Consider the following 23,849-nt stretch of genomic DNA (forward strand, 5'->3'; position numbering starts at 1 on the left):
TCGTATTCGAAAAGAAAACGCAAGAAGAATGGCGTCAATATGGCCAGATGGCGGTTTTTAACAGCCTTCTCCGCTTTCCTTTACGAAAAAGAACGATCACGGCTGGGCAATATGCAGCTTTACACCGTGCTCTTTTAGCAGAGCGCGAATGCCCGCAGGTGGCGGTTGATCGGTATAAAACGCGTTAACCTGTGTAATATGCCCAACCCGTGCCATGGGTCTGCGGCGGAATTTGGTATGATCTGCCAATAAAAAAACAGTGCGCGCATTGCGTAGGATCGCCTGCGCGGCGTTAATTTCATCGGCATCAAAATCCAGCAATGTGCCGTCTTCATCTATGCCGCTAATGCCGATTACACCAAAATCTGCCCGGTATTGCTCAATCATGGCGGCGGCTGTGGGGCCAACTATGCCACCATCACGCAGGCGCACATGGCCACCCGTAATAATCAGGCTACATTCAGGAGCTGGGGCCAGAAGTGTAGCAACATGAATATTGTTGGTAATAACCCGCAGCGCCTTATGGGTGCGGAGAGACTGGGCAAAGGCTTCTGTGGTGGTGCCGATGTTGATGAAAAGCGATGCCCCATTGGGAATAGCCTGTGCGGCATTGCGCCCAATAGCTTCCTTTTCGCGCAGGTTCAGGATTTGCCGATCGGAATAGGAAATGTTTTCTGAAGGTGAAAGGGAACTGGCCCCGCCATGATGCCGCGCTAAAAGCCCTTGCGCCGCCATGGTATTGACGTCTCGCCGCACGGTTTGCACCGTAACATTGAGCTCACGCGCCAGATCTTCACTGGTTGCGTAGCCATGTTGCTGCACCAGCTTGAGAATACGAAACCGACGTTGTTGCACTGCCTGTGTCATGCCTGCGCTGTTTCAAGAACCTCCAGCACGGCTTCTCCGTACCGTTCCAGCTTGGAGCGCCCTACCCCTTTGATATCGCCCAGTTCATCCAGATCTGAGGGTTTTTCCATGGCGATATCGCGTAGCACGGAATCATGGAAGATAACGTAAGGTGGAATCTCCTGCTCTTGCGCTTCTTCCCGGCGCCATTGGCGCAAGGCATCAAACAGCGCTTTGCTATCTTCTGTAAGGGCTATGCCTGTGCTTTGGCTGCCGCGGTCTGATAACCGGCTGGTTGTTTCCACAACAGGGTCTGCCCGTAAGTGAACTTCTTCTTCTCCGCGCAAAATGGGCCGGGCTACATTCTGGTTCAAAATCAGGCCGCCGTACTGGCCTTCTGTGCGCAAGGCGCCACGGGCTATAAGCTGGCGCACCACGCCGCGCCAGAATTGCTCGCTTTTATCCTTGCCAATGCCCCACACGGTCAGCTTGTCATGCCCATTCCGCGTAATGGCTTCTGTGGTTTTGCCGCGCAATACACCGATAACATGTAGCGCGCCAAAGCATTGCCCTGTGCGATACACGGCAGAAAGCAACTTGCGTGCGGCTTCGGTGCCATCAAATGTCAGCACCGGGTGCAGGCAGTTATCGCAATGGCCACAGGGTTCGGCCAGCTCTTCACCAAAACAGTGCAGTAAGGCGCGGGTGCGGCAGCTTGTGGTTTCAGTCAGCGCAATCATGGCTTCCAACCGGCTGCGCATAATCCGCTTTTCGCTCTCTGGTGCAGCAGATTGATCCAGCCAGTAACGTGCACGGGCCATGTCCTCCCCGCCGTAAAGCAGGAGTGTGTCTGATGGTAGGCCATCGCGCCCTGCTCGGCCAATTTGCTGGTAATAGGCTTCGGGCGAGGCTGGCATATCCAGATGCACAACGGCACGTACGTCGGGCCTGTCTATACCCATGCCAAAGGCAATGGTGGCCACAATAACAAGGGGTTCACCAGAACGAAAACGCAGCAATGCGGCGCGTTTTTCTATAGGGGAAAGTCCGGCATGATACGCCAGCGCTGGCCATCCACGTTCACGCAGAGAAGCGGCCATGCGCTCTGTACGCGCACGGCTGCCGCAATACACAATACTGGCTGCATCCTTATGCCGCTCCAACGCCGTAATAAGCTGGCGCGTTTCAGACGCTTTGGGCTGTACGGAAATGTTGAGATTAGGCCGATGAAAACTGGAAACCAGCACTTCGGCATGCGGCATATCCAGCGCCGCCAGAATATCTTCGCGCGTACGTTCATCTGCTGTGGCAGTAAGGGCAATACGCGGTACATGCGGGAAATGCCGCGGCAATGCTGTAAGTGCGCGGTATTCTGGCCGGAACTCATGCCCCCAAGCTGAAATACAATGGGCTTCATCAATAGCAATAACCGAAAGCGGTATGCGCACCAGCCGGTCCAGCGTGCCGGATGAAAGCAGCCGTTCTGGGGAAATATACAGCAGGTCTATCCGCCCGTTTGCCAGATCTGAACGGATTTTGGCGGCTTCATCCCCTTCCAGTTCAGAGTGGAGAGCCGCCGCGTTAATGCCAAGCTGGCGCAGGCCCGCAACCTGATCATCCATCAAAGCAATAAGGGGGGAAATAACCAGCCCCATGCCTTCCCGGCAGAGGGCGGGGATTTGGTAACAGACACTTTTGCCGCCGCCGGTTGGCATAAGCACCAGTGTATCTCTGCCTTCCATAACGCATTCAACGGCTTGCGCCTGAAGGCTGCGAAAACCCGGAAAGCCAAAAACCGCCTGCAGGACTTCCTGCGGCGGTTTGCCAGCAAACCGGTCCCGTTCCAGCCTGCTATGTGAAAACTGAGAGGGCGTGGATATGGAGCCGGTTTCTGTCATTCTATCAGGGGTTGGCCAGTTCAATCTCCACGCGGCGGGAGCCAACCTGCATGCCTTCGCTGCTGGAAGGTGCGCGTGGGGTCTGGACGATATGATCACCCGCCACGCCATCTTCGCTCAGCTGCTGGGCAACAGCCTTGGCGCGCTGAATGGCCAGAAGAGCATCGGCAGAAAGATCATGTCCTGCGTGTGCATAACCTTCCACTTTTACAATGCGGGAAGGATGCTTTCTGGATTCGTCCGCCACCTGCAACAGGACATTGCGAGCATTGTCATCCAGCTCTGTTGACCGAGCGGAAAAGAAAACCACGTATTTGCGTGGTGCATTGCCAGCACAGGCAGCCAAAAGGCAGAGACCAGCAACAGGAAGCAAGCGGCGCATATAAAATGTCCTAATCAAGATATGTAATTATTTCCTAACTGGTGCCCTGCTGGGGCCATTACGTCAACATAGATTTGCTTACGCAACGGCAGCTTTGGCAATTCCGGCAGAAAGCCGCCAGATACGGTCCAGCTTTTCCACACCAGTCAGGCGGTGGGCAATAAGGATAACTGTGCGCCCTTCTGTAACGGTGTTGAGTGTGCGCAGGAAGTCTTGCTCGGTCTGGGCATCCAACCCGGTTGCCGGTTCATCCAGAATCATGATGGGTGCTTGTGTAAGCAATGTACGGGCCAGCGCAATACGCCGCCCCTGCCCGCCAGATAGCCGTACCCCACCTTCACCCAGCCATGTGTCCAGCCCTTCTGGCAGGTTGCGAACAACATCTGCAATGGCGGCTTCTTCCAACGCCCGCCATAGGTCTTCTTCCGTGGCGTCCGGGCGGCCCAATAGCAGGTTGGCGCGGATGGTATCATCAAACAGATGGGTGGCCTGAGAAAGCCATGCGATACGCTGGCGTAGAGAGTCTGCCTTAATGCGCGAAATATCCTCCCCGCCCAGCGTGATGGTGCCTGCTTCTGGCGTAGCTGCTTTGAGGAGTAGCGCCGCAAGGCTGGATTTACCCACGCCAGATGGCCCCAAAATAGCTACGCGCGTACCTGCGGGAATATCCAGCGTAAGGCCATCAAACACCCATGGGCGATTTGCAGCCCAGCGGAATTTTACGCCTTCTACATGAATATGTGTGTCTAGCGGTGCATCTGTTTGCTCAGATGCCGGAATGCTGATGGCAGATGGCTGTTCAGCCACTTCTACCACGCGACGTGCTGCGGACCCCATTGCGCCAGCCTGTAACCCAGCGCGGGTGAGTGCTGCGGCACTTTCAAAAGCAGCAACGGTTAGGAACAGAATGCCCACACCTTCAAGCGCAGGGATGTGCTCTGCAAATAGGCCGCCAATGCTTAGCAGCACAGCAAACACGGCAATCTGCCCGGCCAGAAAAGCCATGGCATTGGCAAGGGCAGCCCGCCGTGCCAGACGCAGCTGATCTTGCAGGAGTGCTGCATCTGCCGCCTGCACACGCGCCAGCATACGGCCTTCTGCACCAAAGGCGCGGATTTCACGCAGGCCCCCTACCAGATCCAGCACCGTAATGCGCAAATGGGCCAGATGATGCACAATCTGGCTGGCAGATGCGCGGCTGGAACGCGCAATCATCCACGGCACTACAAAAGCAGAGCAGGCAAACAGCAGCCCCACCATAAAGCCCAGCAGCACACTGGCATGGCCCGCAATAATGACCAAAGCGGGGAATGTTACACAGGCGCAGATAAGCGGCATGACAATTCGCAGGTACAGCCCATCTAGCGTGCCAATGTCTGAAACAAGGCGGGAAAGCATATCCCCAGCCCGGCGGAAGCCCAGCCCGGCAGCAGCGCCCTGTGCGAGGGAGCGGAAAAACCATACGCGCAAATCAGCCAGCGCGCGGAACATGGCATCATGCGCGAACAGGCGTTCTGCATAACGCAGGATCACACGGCCTGCACCAATCCAGCGCAAGGCGGCTGTGGCAACAACAATTTCGCCCATAACGCAACCGGCCAAACGCAGACCAGAAGTTTGCATCAGGGCCAGCCCAAAAGCCAAGGCCAGCAGAGCCAGAACAATACCACCCGCAAGGCGCACGCCCTGTTTGCGCCAAAGCGCAAAAACGGTGCGGATGGCTTGCCAGTCTGTTAGTTCCCCTGTGGGGCGTGGGTTAGGGAGAGAGGTCATGCTCAGGCTGCTCCCTGTCGGCTGATAACGCGGCCACCGGCCAGATCTATACGGCGGCCTTTAAACATATGCACGGCGGCAGAATGGGTGGCCAGAATAACGGTGCGGCCTACGGCCAAGCGTTGCAGGCTTTCAAACACGCTTTTTTCTGTTGCCGGGTCCAGATGCGCTGTGGGTTCATCCAGCAGCAGCACCGGGGCATTTTTCAGGTAAGCGCGGGCAATGGCAATACGCTGAGCCTGCCCACCGGAAAGACCAAACCCACCTTCCCCAATCCGAGTTTCCAGCCCTTCGGGCAGGCTGGGCAAAAACTGGTCAACCGCAGCAGATTTTAGCGCGGCCTGAAGTTCGGCATCGCTGGCATCAGGTTTTGCAAACAGAATGTTTTCGCGCAGGGTGCCGGCAAACAGAACGGGTTTTTGCCCAATCCAAGAAACCATGCGTGCCAGTGCGTCTGGCACAATGCTATCCAGCGGTGCACCGTTAAACAGAACGCGCCCTGTATCGGGCTGAATAAAGCCCAGCAGCAATTCCATGATGGTGGATTTGCCGGAGCCTGAAGCCCCTGCCAGAATCAAAGTTTCACCTGCAGGCACGGTAAAGCTGACATGGTCTAGCGCCAGACCACGTGCCGGGTCCCACGAAAAGCTGACATCATCAAAGGAAACCATCACGCCATTGGCGTTGACGGTGCGTGCACCCTCAGGCGCAGGGCGATCCTGAGCTTCAGGCAGTTCCAGAACAGCCGTTGCGGCCCCTTGGGCATGTGCCCTGTCCTGATAAGCAAGAGCCAAGCCACGTAGAGGCGCAAAAAACTCGGGCACAGCCAGCAGGACAAACAGCCCTGCTGTAACGGCATGCACCAATGCCGGAGCACTCCCCTCCGCCTGTAAGGCCAGAGCCTGCCTGCCATCCATAATGGCAATGGCGATCAAAGCAACAACCATGGCGCAGTCGATGGAAGCGGAAGACAGAAACGCAACCCGCAGCACTTTCATGGTGCGCTGGCGCAGTTCTTCAGCGGCATCACCCAGCTTGCGGGTTTCATCTTCTGCCCGGCCTGCCAGCACAATGGTGGCAATGCCTTTAACCCGGTCCAGAAAACGCGCCTGCAGGCGTGTCATGGCCAGAAACTGGTTGCGGGAAGCCACAGCCGCCCCAATACCGAACAGTGCCTGCCCAAAAGGTACGGCGATACCGCACAGACCCAGAACCAGAGCTGCATGAGGCTGCACAAAGGCTATGGGGATAAGAATGGCAACAGGTGCTGCAATCCACAGAATAGAAGCAGGAATCCAGCGGCCAAAAAAGCCGTCCAGCGCTTCCACACGGTCTACAATGGTGGAAGCCAGCACACCGCTATGCACGCGGCGCAACAGTGCAGGCCCACCTGTAAGAACAGAGGCCAGAACCTCACCACGTAACCGGCGGCGTGCGGCAATGCCTGCACGTGCGGCACCTGTATCGGCCTGAACCATAACCAAAGCGCGTAGAATGGCCAGAACAGGAAAGGCCAGAAAAGGCCATACAGGCATGGGGCCTGCGGCTTCTGCCATTTTCCAGTTTACCAGGGCATGCCCCAGCACAACGGCCACACACCAGACTTGTCCTATACCGACAAGACTGGAGAGCAGCCCGGCTCCAACCACTGATCGCGCTGCCTGACGCCCCAGACGCGATTGTGTCCGTGTCCAGTTGCGGATTGCTGCTTTCTCGTTGCTCATAACACAAGGCGTTTATACCGACAGGCGCAAGACGCAAACAGTTTAGAAAGCCAACCCCTGCTGCAATCTGGGCATAGCGTGTATTTTTTGTCTTATTTTTTGGTCTCTGGTGGGTTTTCTGGCAGGCGCATGACCAACGTATATTGCACGCCGCCTTCCCCCTTATACGTAAGTGTTGCCTTAAGCTGGCGCGCAAATGCGTGAATGAGTTTAAGGCCAATACCTTGATGTATTGGCGGTTCTTCCCATACACACCCTACGCCGTTATCTCCAACCTGCATGGTAAGTTGGCCATGGCTGCGGTGCAGGCGCACAAAAATCGTGCCTTTCTGCCCATCGGGGAAAGCATATTTAATGGAGTTGGTGATAATCTCCGTAACAATCAGGGCGAGAGGCACAGCCTGATCCGGGTCCATCCAGAAACTGTCTGAAACCACGTCCAGCGTCATGCGCCCAGATTCTGATTCTCCGGCAATGTGGAGTGTCTGCTCACAAAGCTCTTTGAGAAAAACAGACATGTTCAGGCTGTTCAGGGCATCTTCTGCGTAGAGTGTCCGATGCAGTGTTGCCAGTGCACGAATTCTATCACGCGCGAGGGCAAATTCTGCCCGCACCTCCGGGTGTTCAATCTGGTTGGCCTGCAGGTTGAGCAAGGAGGCCACAATCTGGAGATTGTTCTTAACGCGGTGGTGCACTTCCTTCATTAGCAGTTGCTGATGCGCCATTGCCTTTTTGAGCCGTGCTTCATGGCGAGAAAGGCGGCGTGTGGCACGGGTAAAAGCCTGCCCAAGGCGCTGGAGTTCAAGTGGCATGGAGCGGGTGATGCGTGCATCAAAAATCCCTTCCATCTGCCATTTCTGCACGGAATATGTGAGGCGACGCAAAGGGCCTATCAACACAATATTGGCCGCTAACGTAACGGCAACCAGGCCGATGACCAGTAGCAATACCAGCCCTACAATTTGCAGGATCATGGTATGCAGGGCATCAGATTCCATGGATGTGCGCTGGGTGGAAACCAGAATATCTGCTCCACCAGCAATAGCCCCGAGAGCATACCCCCCCAACCCGGTGGGGAGCGTGATAATGCTGCGCTCACTGTTTTCCAGCGCATTCTTGAGTTCATGCACGATGGAAGGTGGTGGAGATTGCCACCCGCAATCCGAACATACAGGCAACAACTGCCCATTATGCATGAGCAGCCACGCCTGTATGGGGTTGTCATCTTCTGCAAAAACCTGCCAGCCGGAGGCGCTGCCCAGATACGCCCTTTGCCGGGATATCTGGAGAATGCCCATCAGATAGCCATGTGCTTCAGGGAGGGCCAAAAAACCTGCTGGCACGGTAATGCGCAAAAAAGCGCCACCTTCCCCCGGTCCGCCACTGGTCTGCACGGCCTCAAGCAATGTGGAATGTACATCTGTTGGCATGGAAAGAGCCCCTACCTCCGCACATCCCCGCCCTTGGGGGGAAACGGATTGAATGGGTTTTCCTTCATCATCCAGCACGGAAAGAAAGCAGTAACGCTGCCCACTAATGGTTTCCATAAGCCGGAGGGCATGCACAATCTGATCCGGTGTCAGATCCATATGGCCTATGGTTTCAAGGGCGCTACGTAATCTGTCTGTATCGTGGCGGAATTGCAGGTCCAGCCGCATAATGGCGTTGCCAGCACGTTGCGCACTGCCCAGAGTAACTTCGCGGTAATTATGCAGAGCCAGCACAGCGCCAATGGCAATAACAGGAACAGCTGAAAGGCAGATCAGCAGCCGCATCCGTGCGCTTGTGGTGCTGAAAATACGCCCTAAACCAGACAGAAGGGAGGCCGCTACCCGGCTTGCAGGGCCTTCCCCTCGCCCACTGATATGCAAAGTGCTTAATCCTGTTTTTCTCGATCTTCCTGAATCAGCTTAAGCAGTTCTTCAGGCACGGGTTCATTCACAACGTTATCAAACATCTGGTGCAGGCCACGCTTCAGCCAGAGGTCAAAAGCTTTATCCCGCTTTTTTTTCGGCTTTCGGGATTGGGTATCGTCTTTCCTTTTTCCCATCCTGAACTCCGGTTTCTGCCATACCATCCATTCGGGCATGACCTGTTGGGTGCTGTGTTTGCACGACTCTGCGGGCTTTGGATCCCTGACATCAGTATCGTACGCCATTGCATTTATGCCGTCTGCTGTGCGTTACGCGTTGTGTTGCGGGCCGTGCGGGTTTTCCGTCGAGCAGAAGATGTTCTGGTGGTGGATTCTGAACCTGTTTTGTCAGAAACACCAATGTCCTCTTCTCCCATCAGCCAGACTTCCAGCTGCCGACGTGCCCGAAAAACCCGGCTTTTTGCTGTACCCACAGCGCATCCGGCAATGTCTGCCAGTTCCTGATAGCTCATCCCTTCCAGAACTCCCAAGACCAAAGCTTCCCGCTGGTCGTCTGGCAGCCGTGCAAGTGCTGCATCCAGTTCTTTCAGGGCCAATCTGTCTTCATGCCGCCCGCTGACAGACAGCAGAGACTGAGGGGTATCATCAATGTTCCCGACCTCACGCTTTTTGCGAAGATCAGAGATAAAACGGTTACGCAGAATACGGTGCATCCATGCGGCAAAATTGGTGCCCATAACAAAGCTTTCCTGCGCTGCCAGAGCATTGCACACAGTATCCTGCACAAGATCTTCGGCTACAGAACGATTGCGGGTGAGCGCCAATGCCTGCACGCGCAGTTTGGGGAGGATAGCGATAACCTGATCATGGAAAGAGGCTGTCATTTTTGTGTTCTCCGCCTTGTGGATCTCTTACCCCTTCAATGTTCGGCGGAGTGAAAAGGTTACATTCAAAAACAAGCGAGTGTTCACGAAAACGAGAGCTTCAGATTTATGAGCTTTTCGGGTCGGTTTGTTTGTCCTGCGTGGCCATGACTTTCTTGAGTGCGGCCCGTGCGCGTGAAACGCGCGCCTTCATGGTGCCCACTTCCACCTCGCATATTTCTGCGGCTTCTGCGTATGTCAGCTCCTGCGCGCCAACAAGCACCAGAGCCTCACGCAAGAGCGGAGATATCTGCCACAACAGGCTTTCAAGCTCCTGCATTTCGGTTTGCGTATGCGGAGACGATTCGGAGGTGGATGCAGGCTGGTGGCCGTAATCTTCCAGCGCAATGCGCTCCCTGCGCCCGCGGCGGTGCTGCTCCAAAAAAAGATTGCGCAAAATGGCAAAGCACCACGCCCGCAGGTTTGTGCCCGGTGTAAAGCCATCTGCCTTGTCCAGAGCACGCACAATTGTATCTTGCACCAGATCATCGGCAATGGCGGAATCACGCGCCAGAAAGCGTGCAAACCCACGTAATGCAGGGATAATTGCAAGAAGTTCTGTGCGAAACGTGCGCCGCGTGGCAACATGGGTGGAATGTGGAGTGCGAGTCAGGATAAATCCCCTTTCCGGAAAGCCGGTGCGCGTGCATCATCGCGTTCTCGCATGTTTTTGTCATGACCCATTATGAAGGAGACTTGCCATGTCAGAGTCGCTGCGTGACGGCCTGATCCGGGCCCTCCCTTATGGCAGACGTTATGCGCGTGCGCTGACAGGCAGCCAACCAGAAGGTGATCTGCTGGTGGCCGAAAGCCTGCGCGGCCTTTCTGCGCAACGGCTGAAGGAAGGCTTTACACCCCTCTATCAGCTCTATGAGGCAATTTCAGGGCTATTTTCTCGTAAAGGGTTTGCTGCGGAATATGATGTTGCAGGGCTTTCTGTAACACAGCGCCAGCTTTTGCTGCTGATCACGCTGGAAGAAGTGCCGGTTGAAATGGCCGCGCGGATTACAGGCGTATCCACCAAACAGGCGGAGCAGGAACTGGAAGACGCACAGGGCCGCCTACACAAGAATGTGCAGACATCCGTGCTGATTATTGAGGATGAACCCATTATCGCCATGGATATCGAACAGCTTGTGCTGCAATGTGGGCATCAGGTTGCAGGCATAGCCCATACACAGGCCGATGCGGTAAAACTGGCCAAGGAAACCAAGCCGGGGCTTATTCTGGCAGATATTAACCTTGGGCCGGGTGGAGATGGCATACAGGCGGTGGCAGAAATTACCTCCTCCTTCAATGTGCCGGTTATTTATGTAACCGCGTATCCTGAACGCTTGCTGACTGGGGAAACCATGGAACCCAGTTTTGTCATTACCAAGCCGTTTGACCCCCTCACCCTTGCCGTAGCCACGTATCAGGCCGTTAGCAGCGCACGCACACAGGCCGTGTAACTAACGGGCCTTCATTGCTCTTTCATAACTCGGATTATCTTTTCTAAGCATGGCGCATCCTCCTTTACTCCACCTTCAGGACATCACTCTTACTCTGGGGGGGAACCCACTTCTGGATGGCGCGGGCTTTGCCGTCGGGCGGGGTGAGCGCTTGTGCCTTGTAGGCAGAAACGGTTCGGGTAAGTCCACTCTCCTTAAAATTGCGGCTGGTGTTATTCAGCCGGATTCAGGTTCTGTTTTTGTGCAGCCCGGAGCCTCTCTGCGCTATCTGCCGCAGGAGCCGGATTTAACCGCCTATGCCACAACAGCAGATTACGTGGTGGATCAGATTGCAGATCCGGACATGGCATGGCGCGCCGCGCCATTGCTGGATGCGTTAGGGCTGACAGGCAAGGAAAACACGCAAAACCTTTCTGGTGGTGAAGGCCGGCGCTGCGCCATTGCCGGGGTGCTGGCAGCAGCCCCTGATGTACTGCTGCTGGATGAACCCACCAACCATCTGGACATGCCGACCATTGAATGGCTGGAGCGCGAACTGCTGAGCCTTGGCTGCGCCATGGTTATTATCAGCCATGATAGACGCCTGCTTTCCACTCTTTCACGGTCTGTTGTGTGGCTGGATCGGGGCATCACCCGCAGGCTTGATGAAGGTTTTGGACGGTTTGAAGCCTGGCGTGAAGAGGTTCTGGAACAGGAAGAGCGCGATGCGCACAAGCTGGACCGGCAGATTGCGCGCGAAGAAGACTGGATGCGTTATGGTGTTACGGCACGCCGTAAACGTAACGTCCGCCGTGTGCGGGAACTGGCAGATTTGCGTACAGCCCGTAAGGAGGCCATTCGGGCACCTGGCACCCTCACCCTGAACACGCAGGCTGCTGCAACATCCAGTAAGCTGGTGGCTGTGGCCGAAGATATCAGCAAGGCGTGGGGTGAAAAACAGGTGGTTCGCCATCTGGACTTGCGCATCTTGCGCGGAGACAGGCTGGGTATTGTTGGTGCCAACGGTGCAGGCAAAACCACATTGCTGCGTATGCTCACGGGGCTGGACCAACCCGATAGTGGCACCATCTCTCTTGGTCCTTCCCTCAATATGGTTACGCTGGACCAGCAGCGCCGGAGCCTGAACCCAGAACGCACCTTGGCTGATACTCTTACCGAAGGTGGCGGTGATATGGTGCAGGTTGGCACGGAAAAGCGCCACGTTATTGGGTATATGAAAGACTTTCTCTTTCGGCCCGAACAGGCGCGTACACCGGTAAGCGCTCTTTCTGGTGGGGAGCGCGGGCGTTTGATGCTGGCCTGTGCCTTGGCCAAACCCTCCAACCTACTGGTGCTGGACGAACCGACGAACGATTTGGACCTGGAAACACTGGATATCTTGCAGGATATGCTGGCCAGTTATGAAGGCACAGTGCTGCTTGTAAGCCATGATCGTGATTTTCTGGATCGGGTTGCCACATCTGTTCTGGCAACGGAGGGAGATGGCAACTGGATAGAATATGCCGGTGGTTACAGTGATATGCTGGCCCAACGGCACCAGAAGCCTCTTACAACTGCCGCCGTGGTGGAAAATGAACCTGCCAAACCCAGCAAAGAGGCAGCACCAGCACGCGGCCCAGCCAAAAAGCTGAGTTATAAGGACCAGTTCGCGCTGGATAATCTGCCCAAGGAAATGGAAAAGCTGGAAGCGCAGGCCACAACCCTGCGTGAAAAACTGGCTGACCCAGACCTGTATGGAAAAAATCCGGCGCAGTTTGAAAAGATTTCGGCCGATTTGCAAAAGGTGGAAGACAAGCTGGCTGAATCTGAAGAACGCTGGCTGGAACTGGAAATGAAGCGCGAGGCCCTGCAGGCAGACTAAGGGCTGGCGCATTTTTCAACCATCTTCGACTTGCAGGTAGGCAGCGCCAGTGCCTATGTTTTGGTATGCCCTGTTTTACTGGTTCTCTTTATAAGCGCACTCTTCCTGTATGCAGTGTGGCGCTTCTTGCCCTCCTAACCGCAGCGCCAATGGCGTATGCGCAGGATACGCCTGCCGCTGCAGATGCTGAAGGTGCGCAACCATTGCTCAGTCTGGCGCCTTTACCGCCGGGGAGCGTGCAGCCAGAAGCCCCAAAGCCGGAGGGGCCGAAAGCGCCAGAAGTTATGGCCAAAAGCAAGACTGAAGCGCCAGCAATGGTGGAACAGGATATCCGCCCGCCATCTATTGCGTTTGATGGGCTTTTTGCGGCCATCCATCAAACACGCATGTTTACAGACCCCAAAGTGGTTTCAGACATTGTGCCCGATCGCTCACCTACAGATCTGGTGGCACTCTGGAAGCAGGAAAAAGATAAGCCGGGCTTTAACCTCAAAGACTTTGTAACAGACCATTTTACCATCCCAGCCCTGCGCTCTGCCGCCTATACGCGCAAGCCCGATGAAAGCGTGCGTGATTATATTTCCGGCATGTGGGATGTGCTTACACGAGACCCGGACGTGGCCATGTCATGGTCTACCCTGCTGCCTCTGCCCTATAAATATATTGTTCCGGGCGGACGGTTTGCAGAGATTTATTACTGGGACAGCTACTTCACCATGATCGGCCTGTATGAGGATGATCATGTGGACCTCATGCGTGATATGGTGCGCGATATTGCATCGCTTATTAACACGTACGGGCATATGCCCAACGGCAACCGCACCTATTACCTCAGCCGTTCTGGCCTACCATTCTTTTCCCTCATGCTGGATTTGCTAGCCAGCCACGATGGGCAAATTGCCTATACCTCCTTCCTGCCAGAATTGCAGAAGGAATATGATTACTGGACATTAGGTGCCGCCAATCTGCCGCCGGGTATGGCACGCCACCATGTAGTGCGCCTGCCAGATGGCACCCTGATGTTCCGTCATTGGGATACACGCAGCGCCCCGCGTGATGAAAGCTGGCCGCAGGATATGGCCACAGCGCAGGAAACAAGCCGCCCTTCTGGCGAAGTCTGGCGTGATTTGCGTGCTGCGGCAGAAAGCGGGTGGGATTTTTCATCGCGCTGGCTGGCTGATGGCAAAACGCTTACAACAATCCAGACCACATCGTTGCTGACTATTGAGCTGAACTGTCTGATGGTGCATCTGGATCAGACGCTCTCTCATGCGTACGCACTGAATGGTCAGGAAGATAAGGCGGCCTACTACGCGCAGCAGGCAGAAATTTTGCGCTCTGGCATCAACCGGTTTTTATGGAACGAAAAACAGGGTGCCTATTTTGATTATAACTGGCGCACCGGGCGGCAGACGGACATTCTTTCCATTGCGACGTCCATGCCGCTGTTCCTGCATCAGGCCAGTGTAAACCAGGCTGATGCGGTGGCCGAAACGCTTAAAACGCGCTTGCTGCATGTGGGCGGCCTAACAGCAACCGAGCACCCAACAGGCCAACAGTGGGATGCCCCCAATGGCTGGGCGCCGTTGGAATGGATGGCCGTTAAAGGGTTGGAACAATACGGGCATCATGAATTTGCGGCTGATATTGCACGCCGCTGGATGGCCCGCGTGATTGGCACCTTTGAACGCAGCGGTGTGTTGCTGGAAAAATACGATGTTTCTGCCACCGAAATCAGCCCAACAGGCGGTAAAGGTGGTGGGGAATACCCCATGCAGATTGGCTTTGGTTGGACGAACGGCACCTTGGTGGGCTTTATGAACCGCTACCCGCAAAATACGCGGCAGGTGTTGGATAACAACCCGCTGGCGGATCAGCCTTCTCAGCAGCCCCTACCCCCGATTGATGCGTGGGATGCCAAAGGCCCGGAAATTCCGGTGGAAGAGCGCTCTCCTTTGCGCGGTGTGCCGCTATCATCCCTCAATATGGAGCAATTCAACAAGGATGATGATGGTGATGATGACGATGCGCCTGCGCAGGAAGCCCCGCACAGTGCGCCATCATCAGATAAACCGGTCCAGCATACTGATCAGCCAGAAAAACCAGACAATCAGTAAGCACAGGCCAATGTGTTACGGAGTGTAGTGGATAACACTCCGAATAGATTTGCCCTCGTGCATCAGGTCAAATGCTGTGTTGATATCTTCCAGCGGCATGGTGTGGGTTACAAACGGGGCCAGCTCAATTTTGCCTGCCATGGCATCTTCCACCATGCCGGGCAGCTGAGTACGGCCCTTAACACCGCCAAACGCTGTGCCTTTCCATGTACGCCCCGTTACCAACTGGAACGGACGGGTGGAAATTTCCTGCCCCGCGCCGGCCACGCCAATAACAACAGATTGGCCCCAGCCACGATGTGCGCATTCCAAAGCCGCGCGCATAACTTCCACATTGCCGATACATTCAAAGCTGTGGTCCACGCCCCAACCTGTCATTTCAATAATGACCTGCTGAATGGGGGCTTCGTAATCCTTCGGGTTGATAAAATCTGTGGCTCCAAAAGCCTTGGCCAGCTCAAACTTGTCCGGGTTGGTATCAATGGCAAAAATGCGCCCGGCCTTGGCTTGGCGGGCACCCTGAATAACGGCCAGCCCGATGCCGCCCAAGCCAAAAACAGCTACGGAATCTCCTTCCTGCACCTTGGCCGTGTTGTGTACGGCCCCAATGCCAGTGGTAACCCCACAGCCCAGCAGGCAAACATGTTCGGGGTTGGATTTGGGGTTGATCTTGGCTAGGGAAACCTCAGCAACCACTGTGTATTCACTAAAGGTGGAACATCCCATGTAGTGGTAAAGCGGCTGGCCTTTGTAGGAAAAACGGCTGGTGCCATCGGGCATTACGCCCTTGCCCTGTGTGGCGCGCACAGCAATGCACAGGTTGGTTTTGCCAGAGGTGCAGAACTCACACTTACCGCATTCTGCTGTGTATAGCGGAATAACGTGGTCTCCCGGCTTTACGCTGGTAACGCCTTCACCCACTTCCATTACAATGCCTGCGCCTTCATGCCCCAGCACAACGGGAAAAAGCCCTTCCGGATCTTGGCCAGAAAGAGTGAAGGCATCTGTATGGCAAACGCCAGTGTTCAGGATTTTAACCAGAACTTCCCCCGCCTGTGGGGGGGCTACGTCAATTTCAACAATTTCCAGAGGCTGGCCCGGTTTGAATGCAACTGCGGCGCGTGATTTCATGAAAACCTTCTCCTGTTCCTCAAGGCTGGCAGTAATCTGCCATATCCTCTTGCCTGTTGATATTGAGAGTTCGGGGTTAAGGCATCACAATTTCCCTCAAACATAAACATCGTGGTATTTCGCGTTCTCCATCATAAATGGTATTTATCAAAAACACCTTCTGCCCTGCCCTTCAGGATCAGGATTTCAGATGGAGAAATTAAAGGATGAGAAAATGAAGTGCCCTTCTTGTGGTTCCGAGTATCCCTATCATGATGGAAATTTGTGGGTTTGCCCGGAATGTGCCCATGAATGGAATGAAGAAACCCAAGCGGATACTGCCGGAGCGGAAGATTCATCTGTTGTGCTGGATGCCAACGGAAACCAGCTTGCAGATGGTGATACGGTAACGGTTTTGAAAGACCTGAAAATTAAAGGGTCTTCTCAGGCTGTTAAAGGCGGCACCAAGGTGAAGAACATTCGGCTGGTGGATGCGAGCGATGGCCACAACATTGCCTGTAAAATTGCTGGCTTTGGCGCGATGAACCTGAAATCAGAATTTGTGAAAAAATCCTGATTATTTACACAGAGGGCGCATTTTCAAATATGTGCCCTCTGGTTTGTTAGGCTGTGTTTTTTACATCCACGCCAAAAAGGGTGAGATGCACAGCAGAATGCCTATCAGGGTAATAAATATCAGGCTGGGTTTGCGATATTTGCGCAGATCAGGTGTTTTTATTACCAGCCAAACGGGTAACAGGCAGCCAATAATACCAAAAATTGGGCTGCTGAAGGTTGTAAAAGACAATACCGGCAAATTGGCAACCACCGCCCCCCATGAGAGCAGAATGGCAAACCCCATAACGCCGTATTGAACCCAGTTGCGGTGCAGATGTCCGGGTTTAACCCAGTGCCCAAGCATGGAACTGAAAATACCTACACTGGCTTCCCGAAAGCCAAGGTACACCCCAAAAAATGCTGTCATAACGGCAAAAAGATTTAGGATAACGCCAATCAGGCTAATGGAACTTGCCGGAAACACCTGTGCGATAATGGCCAAGGCAGAGATATTCTGCTGGTACGCAGCAATGGCATCACTCGGCTTCATGGCCAGAGTAAAGGAAATTGCGTAGAAAAAGACCGTTACAAACAGGATTGCAAAAGCAATATTCATGGCCCGCAAGGCCTTGTAACGCGCCACTTCAGGAGATTTTTCCCGCGCCCGGTAGGAAATGACCATAGGGCTGAGGGTTTGAATAAACAAAATAGACGTAAGTGTAAAAGGCAGTGTGATAACCGCTTTTGTTATCAGCGTGCCAACAGGCGGTAATGCACCAAGATTAGCGGTGTTCCAGCGCGGGATCATGAAAACACCCATGGCCGCCACAATCAGCAGTTTAGTGATGACCATAAAGGAAGACATGCGGAACAGCAGCTTTTCCCCGCGAGATGCCAAACCTACCAGAACAGTGAGTAGAATAAGCGGGTACCACGCATAATTGGAAAGCAGATGCTGTGTTATGCCAAAGCTGTGCAGGTAAGATGCACTATCGCGCGTAATGGCGGTGGCATATACAAACATCCATATAACCAGCATGACAAAATACAGTGCACCCAACAAAGTGCCCCAACCCCGGCCCAGATAGCTGGAGATCATATCCGGGTAGGTCTGGCTTACGCGCGCAGAAGCCAAGGTGTTGATAAACAACCGCTGAAACAGATACATACCCGGGTATCCAACCACGGCTGATAGCAGAAAAACCCATACGCCCATCAGCCCCACCTGCACGGGCAAAAACACAATGCCCGCACCAATGGCCATGCCAATGCTTATGACAATCCAGCCGATATCAGTGCCATCAAACCGTGTAGCTTCTTTCCATTGCTGTGGGGAAAGCGCATCGGCTCCGGCGTTTGATGTGCGCGTATCTGGAGGCTGCATAAAGGTTTCCGTTATCTAGGTGATCTCATTTATAGAACGAGTAGATTGAGAGAACTCATAAAACAACAAAAATGATGTGATCCGATAATTTAACGAATAAAAATAGTTAATTGTATCCCAAGTTAAAGAGGTTTGTGGCAGATACGCTTTGTTTGGGTATGAGGTATGGTATGGGGCGTTTTTGCCCTCCCACCTCTGATTGTATTGTTTTGATAAAAATGCACACACAGCCTGTTTCAGCCCCCAAGACTATTGCCCTTATTGGGGCTGGAGCCGTTGGGCTTTGCCTGGCGGCCGCTTTTGTTCGGGCCGGATGGCAGGTTGTGGTGTATGGAGCGCGGGTGCGGTTTTCTCAAATTGAAGAAACCGAAGGGGCAAACACGCATACATACCCTATCCGACATGCAGCCACACCGGCAGATATTGGCCTTTGCGATGCCGCTATTCTGGCAGTGAAGTCTTATCAAACCCAAGATGTATCCGCTTGCTTGCGCGCATTTAATCGGGCCAGCGCTACTATTCTTGTTGCACAAAACGGGCTTGGGCAGGAAGAGCGCGTAGCAGCCTATGCGCCACAGGCCCACATTCTGCCGGCTATTGTTTACTTTAACGCGCAACGTTCAGCCCCAGGCAAGGTCACGTTAAAACGTATTGGTGCGCAGGATTTATGCGTGCCAGAAGGTGCGGCTGCACAATATTTTGCGGACGTTCTGCAAACAGGAAATATGCGGGTTGGGATAACAGCAGATATCACGACTGCGTTGTGGTTGAAATTGCTGGCAAATATTACGGCCAATCCTATAACCACGCTGACTGGCCGCCGCACAGGGGTCATGCGAGATCCTGCCATTCAGGCGACAGCCCGACAGATTATGGCCGAAGCCGTAAAGGTTGGGCAAGCCGAAGGCGCAAAACTGACTGCACAGCATGTAGAGGATATTCTGTTATGGCTGCAAACCATACCGGCAGAGAGTATCACATCCATGTTGCAGGATCGGCTGGCCGGACGAGAGTTGGAGTATAAAGCTTTAACCGGTTACGTTGTAAAAGCGGCAGAAAAACATGGAATTGATGTTCCACTGAACCATCTGATTTTATCTCTGTTATCTTCTATCCACCCCGCAGATTCCTGAAAGGCATAACAGCATCATGAAACGTGCGTACAAAGTTGTAGATGTTTTTACAAAAACACCTTTGCTGGGTAACCCGGTAGCTGTTGTGCTGGATGCGGATGGGCTGGATACCAAAACCATGCAGGCTATTGCGAGTTGGACAAATCTGTCTGAAACCACATTTCTGCTGCCTCCTACAAACCCGCAAGCCGATTATCGGTTACGCATTTTCACCCCCAAGCATGAACTCCCATTTGTCGGGCACCCCCACCCTTGGCAGCGCGCATGCCGCGCTAGAAGCTGGGCGCGCTGTGCCTCGCAATGGTGTGCTGGTGCAGGAATGCGGCGTTGGGCTTGTAGAACTGGCTGTAGAGGGAGATGGCGCAAACAGAACGCTCTCTTTTTCCGTGCCGCCAGCAAAGCTTACCCCTTTAAACCCTGCCCAGATTGAAAGGCTGGAGGGCATTCTGGGTGCAACAGTTGAGCGTAAAATTACCCCCATGATTGTGGATATGGGGGTTGTGTGGATTGTTGCGCAGCTTTCCAGCGCATCTAAAGTGCTGGCTCTGCGCCCGGATTTCGGGCGCTCTGCGGCGTTTGAACACAGCCTTGGTGCCACCGGCATTACAGTTTTTGGGCCTCATGCAACAGATAATGCACAAATAGAAGTGCGCTCTTTTGCCTGCTCCCAAGGCGTGCAGGAAGATCCTGTTTGTGGCAGCGGAAATGCCAGTGTAGCCGTATTCCGTCAGGCGCTTGGCCTTCTTCCCAAAGGGCGTAGCGATTATACGGCAACACAAGGGCATTGCCTTGGGCGCTCTGGCCGCATTGCAGTGCATATTCACGCAGATGATGGGCAAATAACCATTGGCGGCCAATGTGTAACGGCAGTGGATGGCGTTTTAAAAACCTAACAATCGCAGTTTTTAAAACGCTTTCCTTATTTTACGCAGATACAGCTTGCGCCAGACGTTTTACAACTTGGCGCGAATGCTGCATGAGCTCTGGCACATCAACACCTTTCACCATGCCATCATACACAACAGGCTTACCCGCTTTGAGCACGTGGCGAACGCAGGCAGCACCAGAGGCTACGGGTGCAATCAGCGGATCCGCCAACCCGGCATGACGTGGATGGTTGATATCATGCACAACCAGATCCGCCACCATACCTTCCGCTACGGTTCCTATATCTGGTAGCCCTAGAATACGCGCACCTTCGTGCGAACTCCAACGCACAACATCTTCACAACGAATAGCACCCGCGCCATGCACAAAGCGGTGCAAAAGCCATGCTGTGTGCATTTCTGCGCCCATATCGCAGGCCTCGTTTGAGGCCGCACCATCAACCGCCAGAGAAACACGCCCACCTGCCTGTTCCAACGCTGGTGCAGGTGCAATGCCAGACCCCAGCCGCCCGTTGCTTTGCGGGCAATGGGCCATGCCTGTTTGGGTTTGGGCCAGAAGTGCTATTTCGCTGGCATCAAGGTGCACCAAATGGGCAAACCAGACATCTGGCCCCAGCCAGCCATGCTCCCCCACAAACTGAACGGGGCGCATGCCGTACACCTCATTGCAGTATTTTACGTAATTTTCTGTTTCTGAAAGATGCGTGTGCAGGCCAATGCCCATGCTACGTGCGCCTTCAGCAAGGGCACGCAGTTCATCCGGCGTTACGCCCCATGTGGGGGTGTTGGGCGCTATGGCAATGCGTCTGCTGCTATCTGGCGCCGGATCATGGTAACGGCTGACCAGATCACTCACCCGTTTGAGCATTTCATCCAGCGTTTCTGTGGGGGCTGGAACAATTTCATCCGTATCAAACTTACGGGTTCGTGTGGTGCCACCGCGGGCCAGAACCAGCCGCATGCCCAGCTTTTCTGCTGTTTCAAACAGCACAGCGGCAGGATCATACTGATAGCTGCGGGCGAATAGATAGTGATGATCCACTACCGTTGTGCAGCCGGAGAGAAGAAGTTCCACCATACCAACCTGGGCGGCCGTTTGCAGTGTGTCTTCATCCAAATAGCGCCAATATGTGTTGGGGACCAAACGCAGCCATTTTTCAAGCGGCGCGTTAATGGCGGTAGGGATACCCTTCAACATGCTCTGAAAAAGATGGTGGTGGGTAGAAACCAAGCCCGGTGTAATCACGCCACCTTTTGCATCCAGAACTGTATCGCCCGCTTGTTCGGGAACATGCCCAATGCTGACAATACGCCCTGCCCGTATGCGGATATCTCCCTTACGCCGTTCCTGCGGGCCTTTCAGGCCTGTAAGAATGCCGGATGCATTGCGAATAACCAGATCATTCATGCGGGCATCACCTTGGCGCGGTCTGTAAATTTGGTTGTAAAGGCGGATTGCCAGTTTACGGTTTTATCCAGCAGATCATTATCCACCATGAATTGATATGTTGCCTGCCAGCGGGCTTCTGTCATACAGCCTAGGCCTAATGTTTTTGTATCTCCGCCTTCCACCACGTTGGCTTTGGCCATGGCACTATGGCCAAACATAATCTGGCCTTCTGTCATGCGTGGGTTGGCTTTGCGTATCAGGGTATTGCCGGGCTCTGGGTCACGCATGTAATCCTGCCACCCTAATAGAGATGCATGCACGAAGGCTTGCGTGGTGGCATCATTTTTGTCTGCAAATTCATGCGTGGTCAGCACTGGTGTGCCGTATGGTGGATAGCCCAGATCTGCAAATGGAAAAAACTTTACAGGCACATTGCGCTGCTGGGCCTCGTAGGGTTCCGAGGAGGCATAGGCTTGCACCGCCATTTCCGGGTCCAGAAAAAATGGTTGCAGGTTAAAAGTATAGGGTTTTGCCTGTGCTGGGCTGTAACCAAACTTCTTGCACAACCACCCCCAATAGGATGCGTGGGCCGGGCTGGAAATAAGAATGGGATGATTACGTAACTGGGCCAGATCTGTAATGTTATCGTGCGTCATCAACCCTTGCAGATCATGCTGGAAAGAGGACATGACAGTAAGTAACGGCATGCCGCCCTGTATGCCGCGCAGGGTTTGAAAATCATAACCCGTTACAAAATCTGCACGGCCAGCCGCCAGTATCTGCATGGTGTTTACCTGCGGGCCGCCCATATCTATCTGTACATCCAGCCCTTCCTGCGCGTAAAATCCTTTAGCTAGAGCCTGATAAAACCCGCCTACTTCTGCCTGTGCAAACCATGATAGTAGCAGCCTGACCGGCGTTGCGGCCTGTGCACGTTTAAACGGCGTAAATGCCGCAACAGACGATGCCGCAGCAGCTGAAAGCAATGTTCGACGTGTAAGAGACATCTCGAATTCCTGCACTGGCATGATCTGTTTATTTCGTATTCGGTATGTTCATACAGAACGTGCGCGTTTGGGAAGCTGTAAAATAGAGCACGCTTCATTGCTTTTTTTGTAACGATTTACCCCTTGATCTTCGCAGGATTGAATGGCCTAAACTGCATAAATCATTTCTATGCAGGAATGTTATATGCCGCGTCTCTCTGCTTTTTCTTCCCCAGTTGCTATTTCTCGGCTGGCTAAAACCATCATGGTGGGAGCATTGGGTGCGTTTGGCCTGATTGTCGCGCTGAATAACGTTACTGATTACAACTCGAACTTTCAGTTTGTGCGCCATGTTCTTAGCATGGATACAACATTCCGCGGCAACAGCCTGATGTGGCGCGCCATATCCCAACCTGTTCTGTGGCACCTGTTTTACGGCCTGATTATTTTGGGGGAAGCCGTAACCGGTCTGCTTTTTGCCATTGCAGCTTATCAGATGAGCGCGCGCCTTTGGGCCCCGGAAGATGCCTTTAAAGCCGCAAAAAAGTTTGTGCCAGCAGCCACGGTTTTGGGGTTTCTGATCTGGTTTTTTGGTTTTTCTGTTGTGGGGGCCGAGTGGTTTCTTATGTGGCAATCACAGACATGGAACGGCCAGCAACCTGCATTCCGCTTTTTTATAACCATGCTGGCTGTGTGCATTTACGTGCAGCAGCCCGAATAACCTACCGCCTTATTCTTCTGCAAAGTTTGGATAGATCATGCAAGAAACCGTTATCAGCATTCAATCTGCTGAAAAAACCTTTCCAAACGGTGTTCAGGGGTTGGCACCTATTACCTTGGATATTCACCCCAAGGAACGTATTGGCCTAATTGGCCCTTCTGGTTGCGGCAAAAGCACATTGCTGAAGCTGATTGCCAACTTACACCAACCCTCTTCCGGGCATTTGACGTGGTGGAACAAAGGGTTTGCAGAAGTTGGTAAGGAAAATCGCCGCCTGTCCTTTGTGTTTCAGGAACCCACGCTTATGCCGTGGAGCACGGTGCGCAAAAACGTACGTTTGCCGTTAGATCTGGAAGGGATTTCTCCTGATGTATCAGCGCCACGCGTGCAGCAGGCGCTGGAAATTGTAGGCTTGGCCCATGCGGCAGAGCGCTTTCCCGCCCAGCTTTCAGGCGGGATGAAGATGCGTGTTTCCATTGCGCGGGCATTGGTCACGCGCCCTAACCTGCTGTTAATGGATGAACCCTTTGGCGCTTTGGATGAATTAACGCGCAACCGGCTGGATGAGGACATGGCCACGCTATGCGCCAAGGATGACCTTACCCTGTTGTTTGTAACGCATTCTTTGTATGAGGCGGCTTTTCTTTCCACCCGCGTGATGGTTATGGCGGCACATCCGGGCCGGATATTTGCCGAATATGAAATTGACCCAAGCATTCCCAGAAATGAGGAATTTCGCCTCAGCGATACATTTGCCACGATATGCCAGGACCTGAGCAAACTGCTTATTGAGGCATCTCACTCTTCCCTTCTTGCAGAGGTGGCCTAACTT

The 23,849-nt window shown here is 53.8% G+C and carries 20 protein-coding genes and 1 pseudogene; 8 read left to right on the plus strand and 13 right to left on the minus strand.

Annotated features, from left to right (window positions below; all coding sequences use genetic code 11):
* Window positions 1-96: 96 nt before the first annotated feature.
* The 9 genes from EOV40_RS05835 to EOV40_RS05875 all read right to left on the minus strand — a co-directional run bounded on the left by EOV40_RS05835 (window position 97) and on the right by EOV40_RS05875 (window position 9,933).
* Entirely contained in the window at window positions 97-867 is a 771-nt protein-coding gene (locus tag EOV40_RS05835) for a DeoR/GlpR family DNA-binding transcription regulator (protein ID WP_128105303.1), read from the minus strand.
* On the minus strand, window positions 864-2,744 hold the full coding sequence (gene recQ, locus EOV40_RS05840) for a DNA helicase RecQ (RefSeq protein WP_128105304.1): 1,881 nt from the start codon (window positions 2,742-2,744) through the stop codon (window positions 864-866). Before recQ ends, EOV40_RS05835 begins: the two co-directional genes overlap by 4 nt.
* Window positions 2,745-2,748: 4 nt before the next feature.
* On the minus strand, window positions 2,749-3,126 hold the full coding sequence (locus EOV40_RS05845; protein WP_050819776.1) for an OmpA family protein: 378 nt from the start codon (window positions 3,124-3,126) through the stop codon (window positions 2,749-2,751).
* 78 nt (window positions 3,127-3,204) lie between these two features.
* Entirely contained in the window at window positions 3,205-4,899 is a 1,695-nt protein-coding gene (cydC, locus tag EOV40_RS05850; protein ID WP_128105305.1) for a thiol reductant ABC exporter subunit CydC, read from the minus strand.
* A gap of 2 nt (window positions 4,900-4,901) precedes the next feature.
* The gene (gene cydD / locus EOV40_RS05855) at window positions 4,902-6,623 is read right to left on the minus strand and encodes a thiol reductant ABC exporter subunit CydD (RefSeq protein ID WP_128105306.1); all 1,722 of its coding nucleotides are present in this window, start codon (window positions 6,621-6,623) and stop codon (window positions 4,902-4,904) included.
* Between the two features lie 92 nt (window positions 6,624-6,715).
* A complete protein-coding gene (locus EOV40_RS05860) occupies window positions 6,716-8,398 on the minus strand; it encodes a sensor histidine kinase (RefSeq protein WP_050820403.1) in 1,683 nt (560 codons plus the stop codon).
* Between the two features lie 101 nt (window positions 8,399-8,499).
* Complete coding sequence (locus EOV40_RS15235) at window positions 8,500-8,712, minus strand: NepR family anti-sigma factor (protein ID WP_050820404.1); 213 nt, start codon at window positions 8,710-8,712, stop codon at window positions 8,500-8,502.
* Window positions 8,713-8,786: 74 nt separating this feature from the next.
* Window positions 8,787-9,380, minus strand: a complete 594-nt coding sequence (locus EOV40_RS05870; protein ID WP_050819779.1) for a sigma-70 family RNA polymerase sigma factor — start codon at window positions 9,378-9,380, stop codon at window positions 8,787-8,789.
* 106 nt (window positions 9,381-9,486) lie between these two features.
* Window positions 9,487-9,933: a sigma-70 family RNA polymerase sigma factor gene (locus EOV40_RS05875; RefSeq protein ID WP_244297024.1), complete on the minus strand. Its 447-nt coding sequence runs from the start codon at window positions 9,931-9,933 to the stop codon at window positions 9,487-9,489.
* Window positions 9,934-10,120: 187 nt separating this feature from the next.
* Here EOV40_RS05875 and EOV40_RS05880 point away from each other — a divergent pair, with 187 nt between their 5' ends.
* The 3 genes from EOV40_RS05880 (at window position 10,121) to treF (ending at window position 14,848) form a co-directional block, all read left to right on the plus strand.
* Entirely contained in the window at window positions 10,121-10,870 is a 750-nt protein-coding gene (locus EOV40_RS05880; RefSeq protein WP_128105308.1) for a response regulator, read from the plus strand.
* 49 nt (window positions 10,871-10,919) lie between these two features.
* Window positions 10,920-12,731: an ABC-F family ATP-binding cassette domain-containing protein gene (locus EOV40_RS05885; RefSeq protein WP_128105309.1), complete on the plus strand. Its 1,812-nt coding sequence runs from the start codon at window positions 10,920-10,922 to the stop codon at window positions 12,729-12,731.
* A 65-nt stretch (window positions 12,732-12,796) separates the two neighbouring features.
* Complete coding sequence (gene treF / locus EOV40_RS05890; protein WP_128105310.1) at window positions 12,797-14,848, plus strand: alpha,alpha-trehalase TreF; 2,052 nt, start codon at window positions 12,797-12,799, stop codon at window positions 14,846-14,848.
* Window positions 14,849-14,863: 15 nt separating this feature from the next.
* On the opposite strand, the gene EOV40_RS05895 is transcribed toward treF, so the two are convergent.
* The gene (locus EOV40_RS05895; protein WP_128105311.1) at window positions 14,864-15,979 is read right to left on the minus strand and encodes an S-(hydroxymethyl)glutathione dehydrogenase/class III alcohol dehydrogenase; all 1,116 of its coding nucleotides are present in this window, start codon (window positions 15,977-15,979) and stop codon (window positions 14,864-14,866) included.
* 214 nt (window positions 15,980-16,193) lie between these two features.
* Between EOV40_RS05895 and EOV40_RS05900 the strand changes: the two genes are divergently transcribed.
* Entirely contained in the window at window positions 16,194-16,535 is a 342-nt protein-coding gene (locus tag EOV40_RS05900; RefSeq protein ID WP_050819785.1) for a zinc ribbon domain-containing protein YjdM, read from the plus strand.
* Window positions 16,536-16,595: 60 nt separating this feature from the next.
* Here EOV40_RS05900 and EOV40_RS05905 read toward each other — a convergent pair whose 3' ends face one another.
* On the minus strand, window positions 16,596-17,900 hold the full coding sequence (locus EOV40_RS05905) for an aromatic amino acid transport family protein (RefSeq protein WP_128105312.1): 1,305 nt from the start codon (window positions 17,898-17,900) through the stop codon (window positions 16,596-16,598).
* Window positions 17,901-18,118: 218 nt separating this feature from the next.
* Here EOV40_RS05905 and EOV40_RS05910 point away from each other — a divergent pair, with 218 nt between their 5' ends.
* Window positions 18,119-19,033 (plus strand): ketopantoate reductase family protein, encoded by a 915-nt coding sequence (locus EOV40_RS05910; protein WP_208729280.1) that lies wholly within the window; start codon window positions 18,119-18,121, stop codon window positions 19,031-19,033.
* A 16-nt stretch (window positions 19,034-19,049) separates the two neighbouring features.
* Window positions 19,050-19,926, plus strand: a pseudogene (locus EOV40_RS05915) (PhzF family phenazine biosynthesis protein).
* 31 nt (window positions 19,927-19,957) lie between these two features.
* Here EOV40_RS05915 and EOV40_RS05920 read toward each other — a convergent pair.
* Window positions 19,958-21,328, minus strand: a complete 1,371-nt coding sequence (locus tag EOV40_RS05920; protein WP_128105314.1) for an amidohydrolase family protein — start codon at window positions 21,326-21,328, stop codon at window positions 19,958-19,960.
* Window positions 21,325-22,338, minus strand: coding sequence for an ABC transporter substrate-binding protein (locus tag EOV40_RS05925; protein WP_128105315.1), 1,014 nt, complete (start codon window positions 22,336-22,338; stop codon window positions 21,325-21,327). Before EOV40_RS05925 ends, EOV40_RS05920 begins: the two co-directional genes overlap by 4 nt.
* A gap of 148 nt (window positions 22,339-22,486) precedes the next feature.
* Here EOV40_RS05925 and EOV40_RS05930 point away from each other — a divergent pair, with 148 nt between their 5' ends.
* Both EOV40_RS05930 and EOV40_RS05935 read left to right on the plus strand, forming a co-directional pair.
* Window positions 22,487-23,017 carry a DUF2165 family protein gene (locus EOV40_RS05930; protein ID WP_128105316.1) on the plus strand — a complete coding sequence of 177 codons (531 nt, stop codon included), beginning with the start codon at window positions 22,487-22,489 and terminating at the stop codon, window positions 23,015-23,017.
* Between the two features lie 37 nt (window positions 23,018-23,054).
* Window positions 23,055-23,846, plus strand: coding sequence for an ABC transporter ATP-binding protein (locus tag EOV40_RS05935; protein ID WP_050819791.1), 792 nt, complete (start codon window positions 23,055-23,057; stop codon window positions 23,844-23,846).
* Window positions 23,847-23,849: the final 3 nt, after the last annotated feature.

Source organism: Acetobacter oryzoeni (assembly GCF_004014775.2).
GTDB lineage: Bacteria > Pseudomonadota > Alphaproteobacteria > Acetobacterales > Acetobacteraceae > Acetobacter > Acetobacter oryzoeni.

Excerpts from the sequence above, each read along its gene's own strand:
- EOV40_RS05835 (WP_128105303.1), bottom strand. The coding sequence starts at position 867 with ATGACACAGGCAGTGCAACAACGTCGGTTTCGTATTCTCAAGCTGGTG.
- recQ (WP_128105304.1), bottom strand. The coding sequence starts at position 2,744 with ATGACAGAAACCGGCTCCATATCCACGCCCTCTCAGTTTTCACATAGC.
- EOV40_RS05845 (WP_050819776.1), bottom strand. The coding sequence starts at position 3,126 with ATGCGCCGCTTGCTTCCTGTTGCTGGTCTCTGCCTTTTGGCTGCCTGT.
- cydC (WP_128105305.1), bottom strand. The coding sequence starts at position 4,899 with ATGACCTCTCTCCCTAACCCACGCCCCACAGGGGAACTAACAGACTGG.
- cydD (WP_128105306.1), bottom strand. The coding sequence starts at position 6,623 with ATGAGCAACGAGAAAGCAGCAATCCGCAACTGGACACGGACACAATCG.
- EOV40_RS05860 (WP_050820403.1), bottom strand. The coding sequence starts at position 8,398 with ATGCGGCTGCTGATCTGCCTTTCAGCTGTTCCTGTTATTGCCATTGGC.
- EOV40_RS15235 (WP_050820404.1), bottom strand. The coding sequence starts at position 8,712 with ATGCCCGAATGGATGGTATGGCAGAAACCGGAGTTCAGGATGGGAAAA.
- EOV40_RS05870 (WP_050819779.1), bottom strand. The coding sequence starts at position 9,380 with ATGACAGCCTCTTTCCATGATCAGGTTATCGCTATCCTCCCCAAACTG.
- EOV40_RS05880 (WP_128105308.1), top strand. The coding sequence starts at position 10,121 with ATGTCAGAGTCGCTGCGTGACGGCCTGATCCGGGCCCTCCCTTATGGC.
- EOV40_RS05885 (WP_128105309.1), top strand. The coding sequence starts at position 10,920 with ATGGCGCATCCTCCTTTACTCCACCTTCAGGACATCACTCTTACTCTG.
- treF (WP_128105310.1), top strand. The coding sequence starts at position 12,797 with ATGCCCTGTTTTACTGGTTCTCTTTATAAGCGCACTCTTCCTGTATGC.
- EOV40_RS05895 (WP_128105311.1), bottom strand. The coding sequence starts at position 15,979 with ATGAAATCACGCGCCGCAGTTGCATTCAAACCGGGCCAGCCTCTGGAA.
- EOV40_RS05900 (WP_050819785.1), top strand. The coding sequence starts at position 16,194 with ATGAAGTGCCCTTCTTGTGGTTCCGAGTATCCCTATCATGATGGAAAT.
- EOV40_RS05905 (WP_128105312.1), bottom strand. The coding sequence starts at position 17,900 with ATGCAGCCTCCAGATACGCGCACATCAAACGCCGGAGCCGATGCGCTT.
- EOV40_RS05910 (WP_208729280.1), top strand. The coding sequence starts at position 18,119 with ATGCACACACAGCCTGTTTCAGCCCCCAAGACTATTGCCCTTATTGGG.
- EOV40_RS05920 (WP_128105314.1), bottom strand. The coding sequence starts at position 21,328 with ATGAATGATCTGGTTATTCGCAATGCATCCGGCATTCTTACAGGCCTG.
- EOV40_RS05925 (WP_128105315.1), bottom strand. The coding sequence starts at position 22,338 with ATGCCAGTGCAGGAATTCGAGATGTCTCTTACACGTCGAACATTGCTT.
- EOV40_RS05930 (WP_128105316.1), top strand. The coding sequence starts at position 22,487 with ATGCAGGAATGTTATATGCCGCGTCTCTCTGCTTTTTCTTCCCCAGTT.
- EOV40_RS05935 (WP_050819791.1), top strand. The coding sequence starts at position 23,055 with ATGCAAGAAACCGTTATCAGCATTCAATCTGCTGAAAAAACCTTTCCA.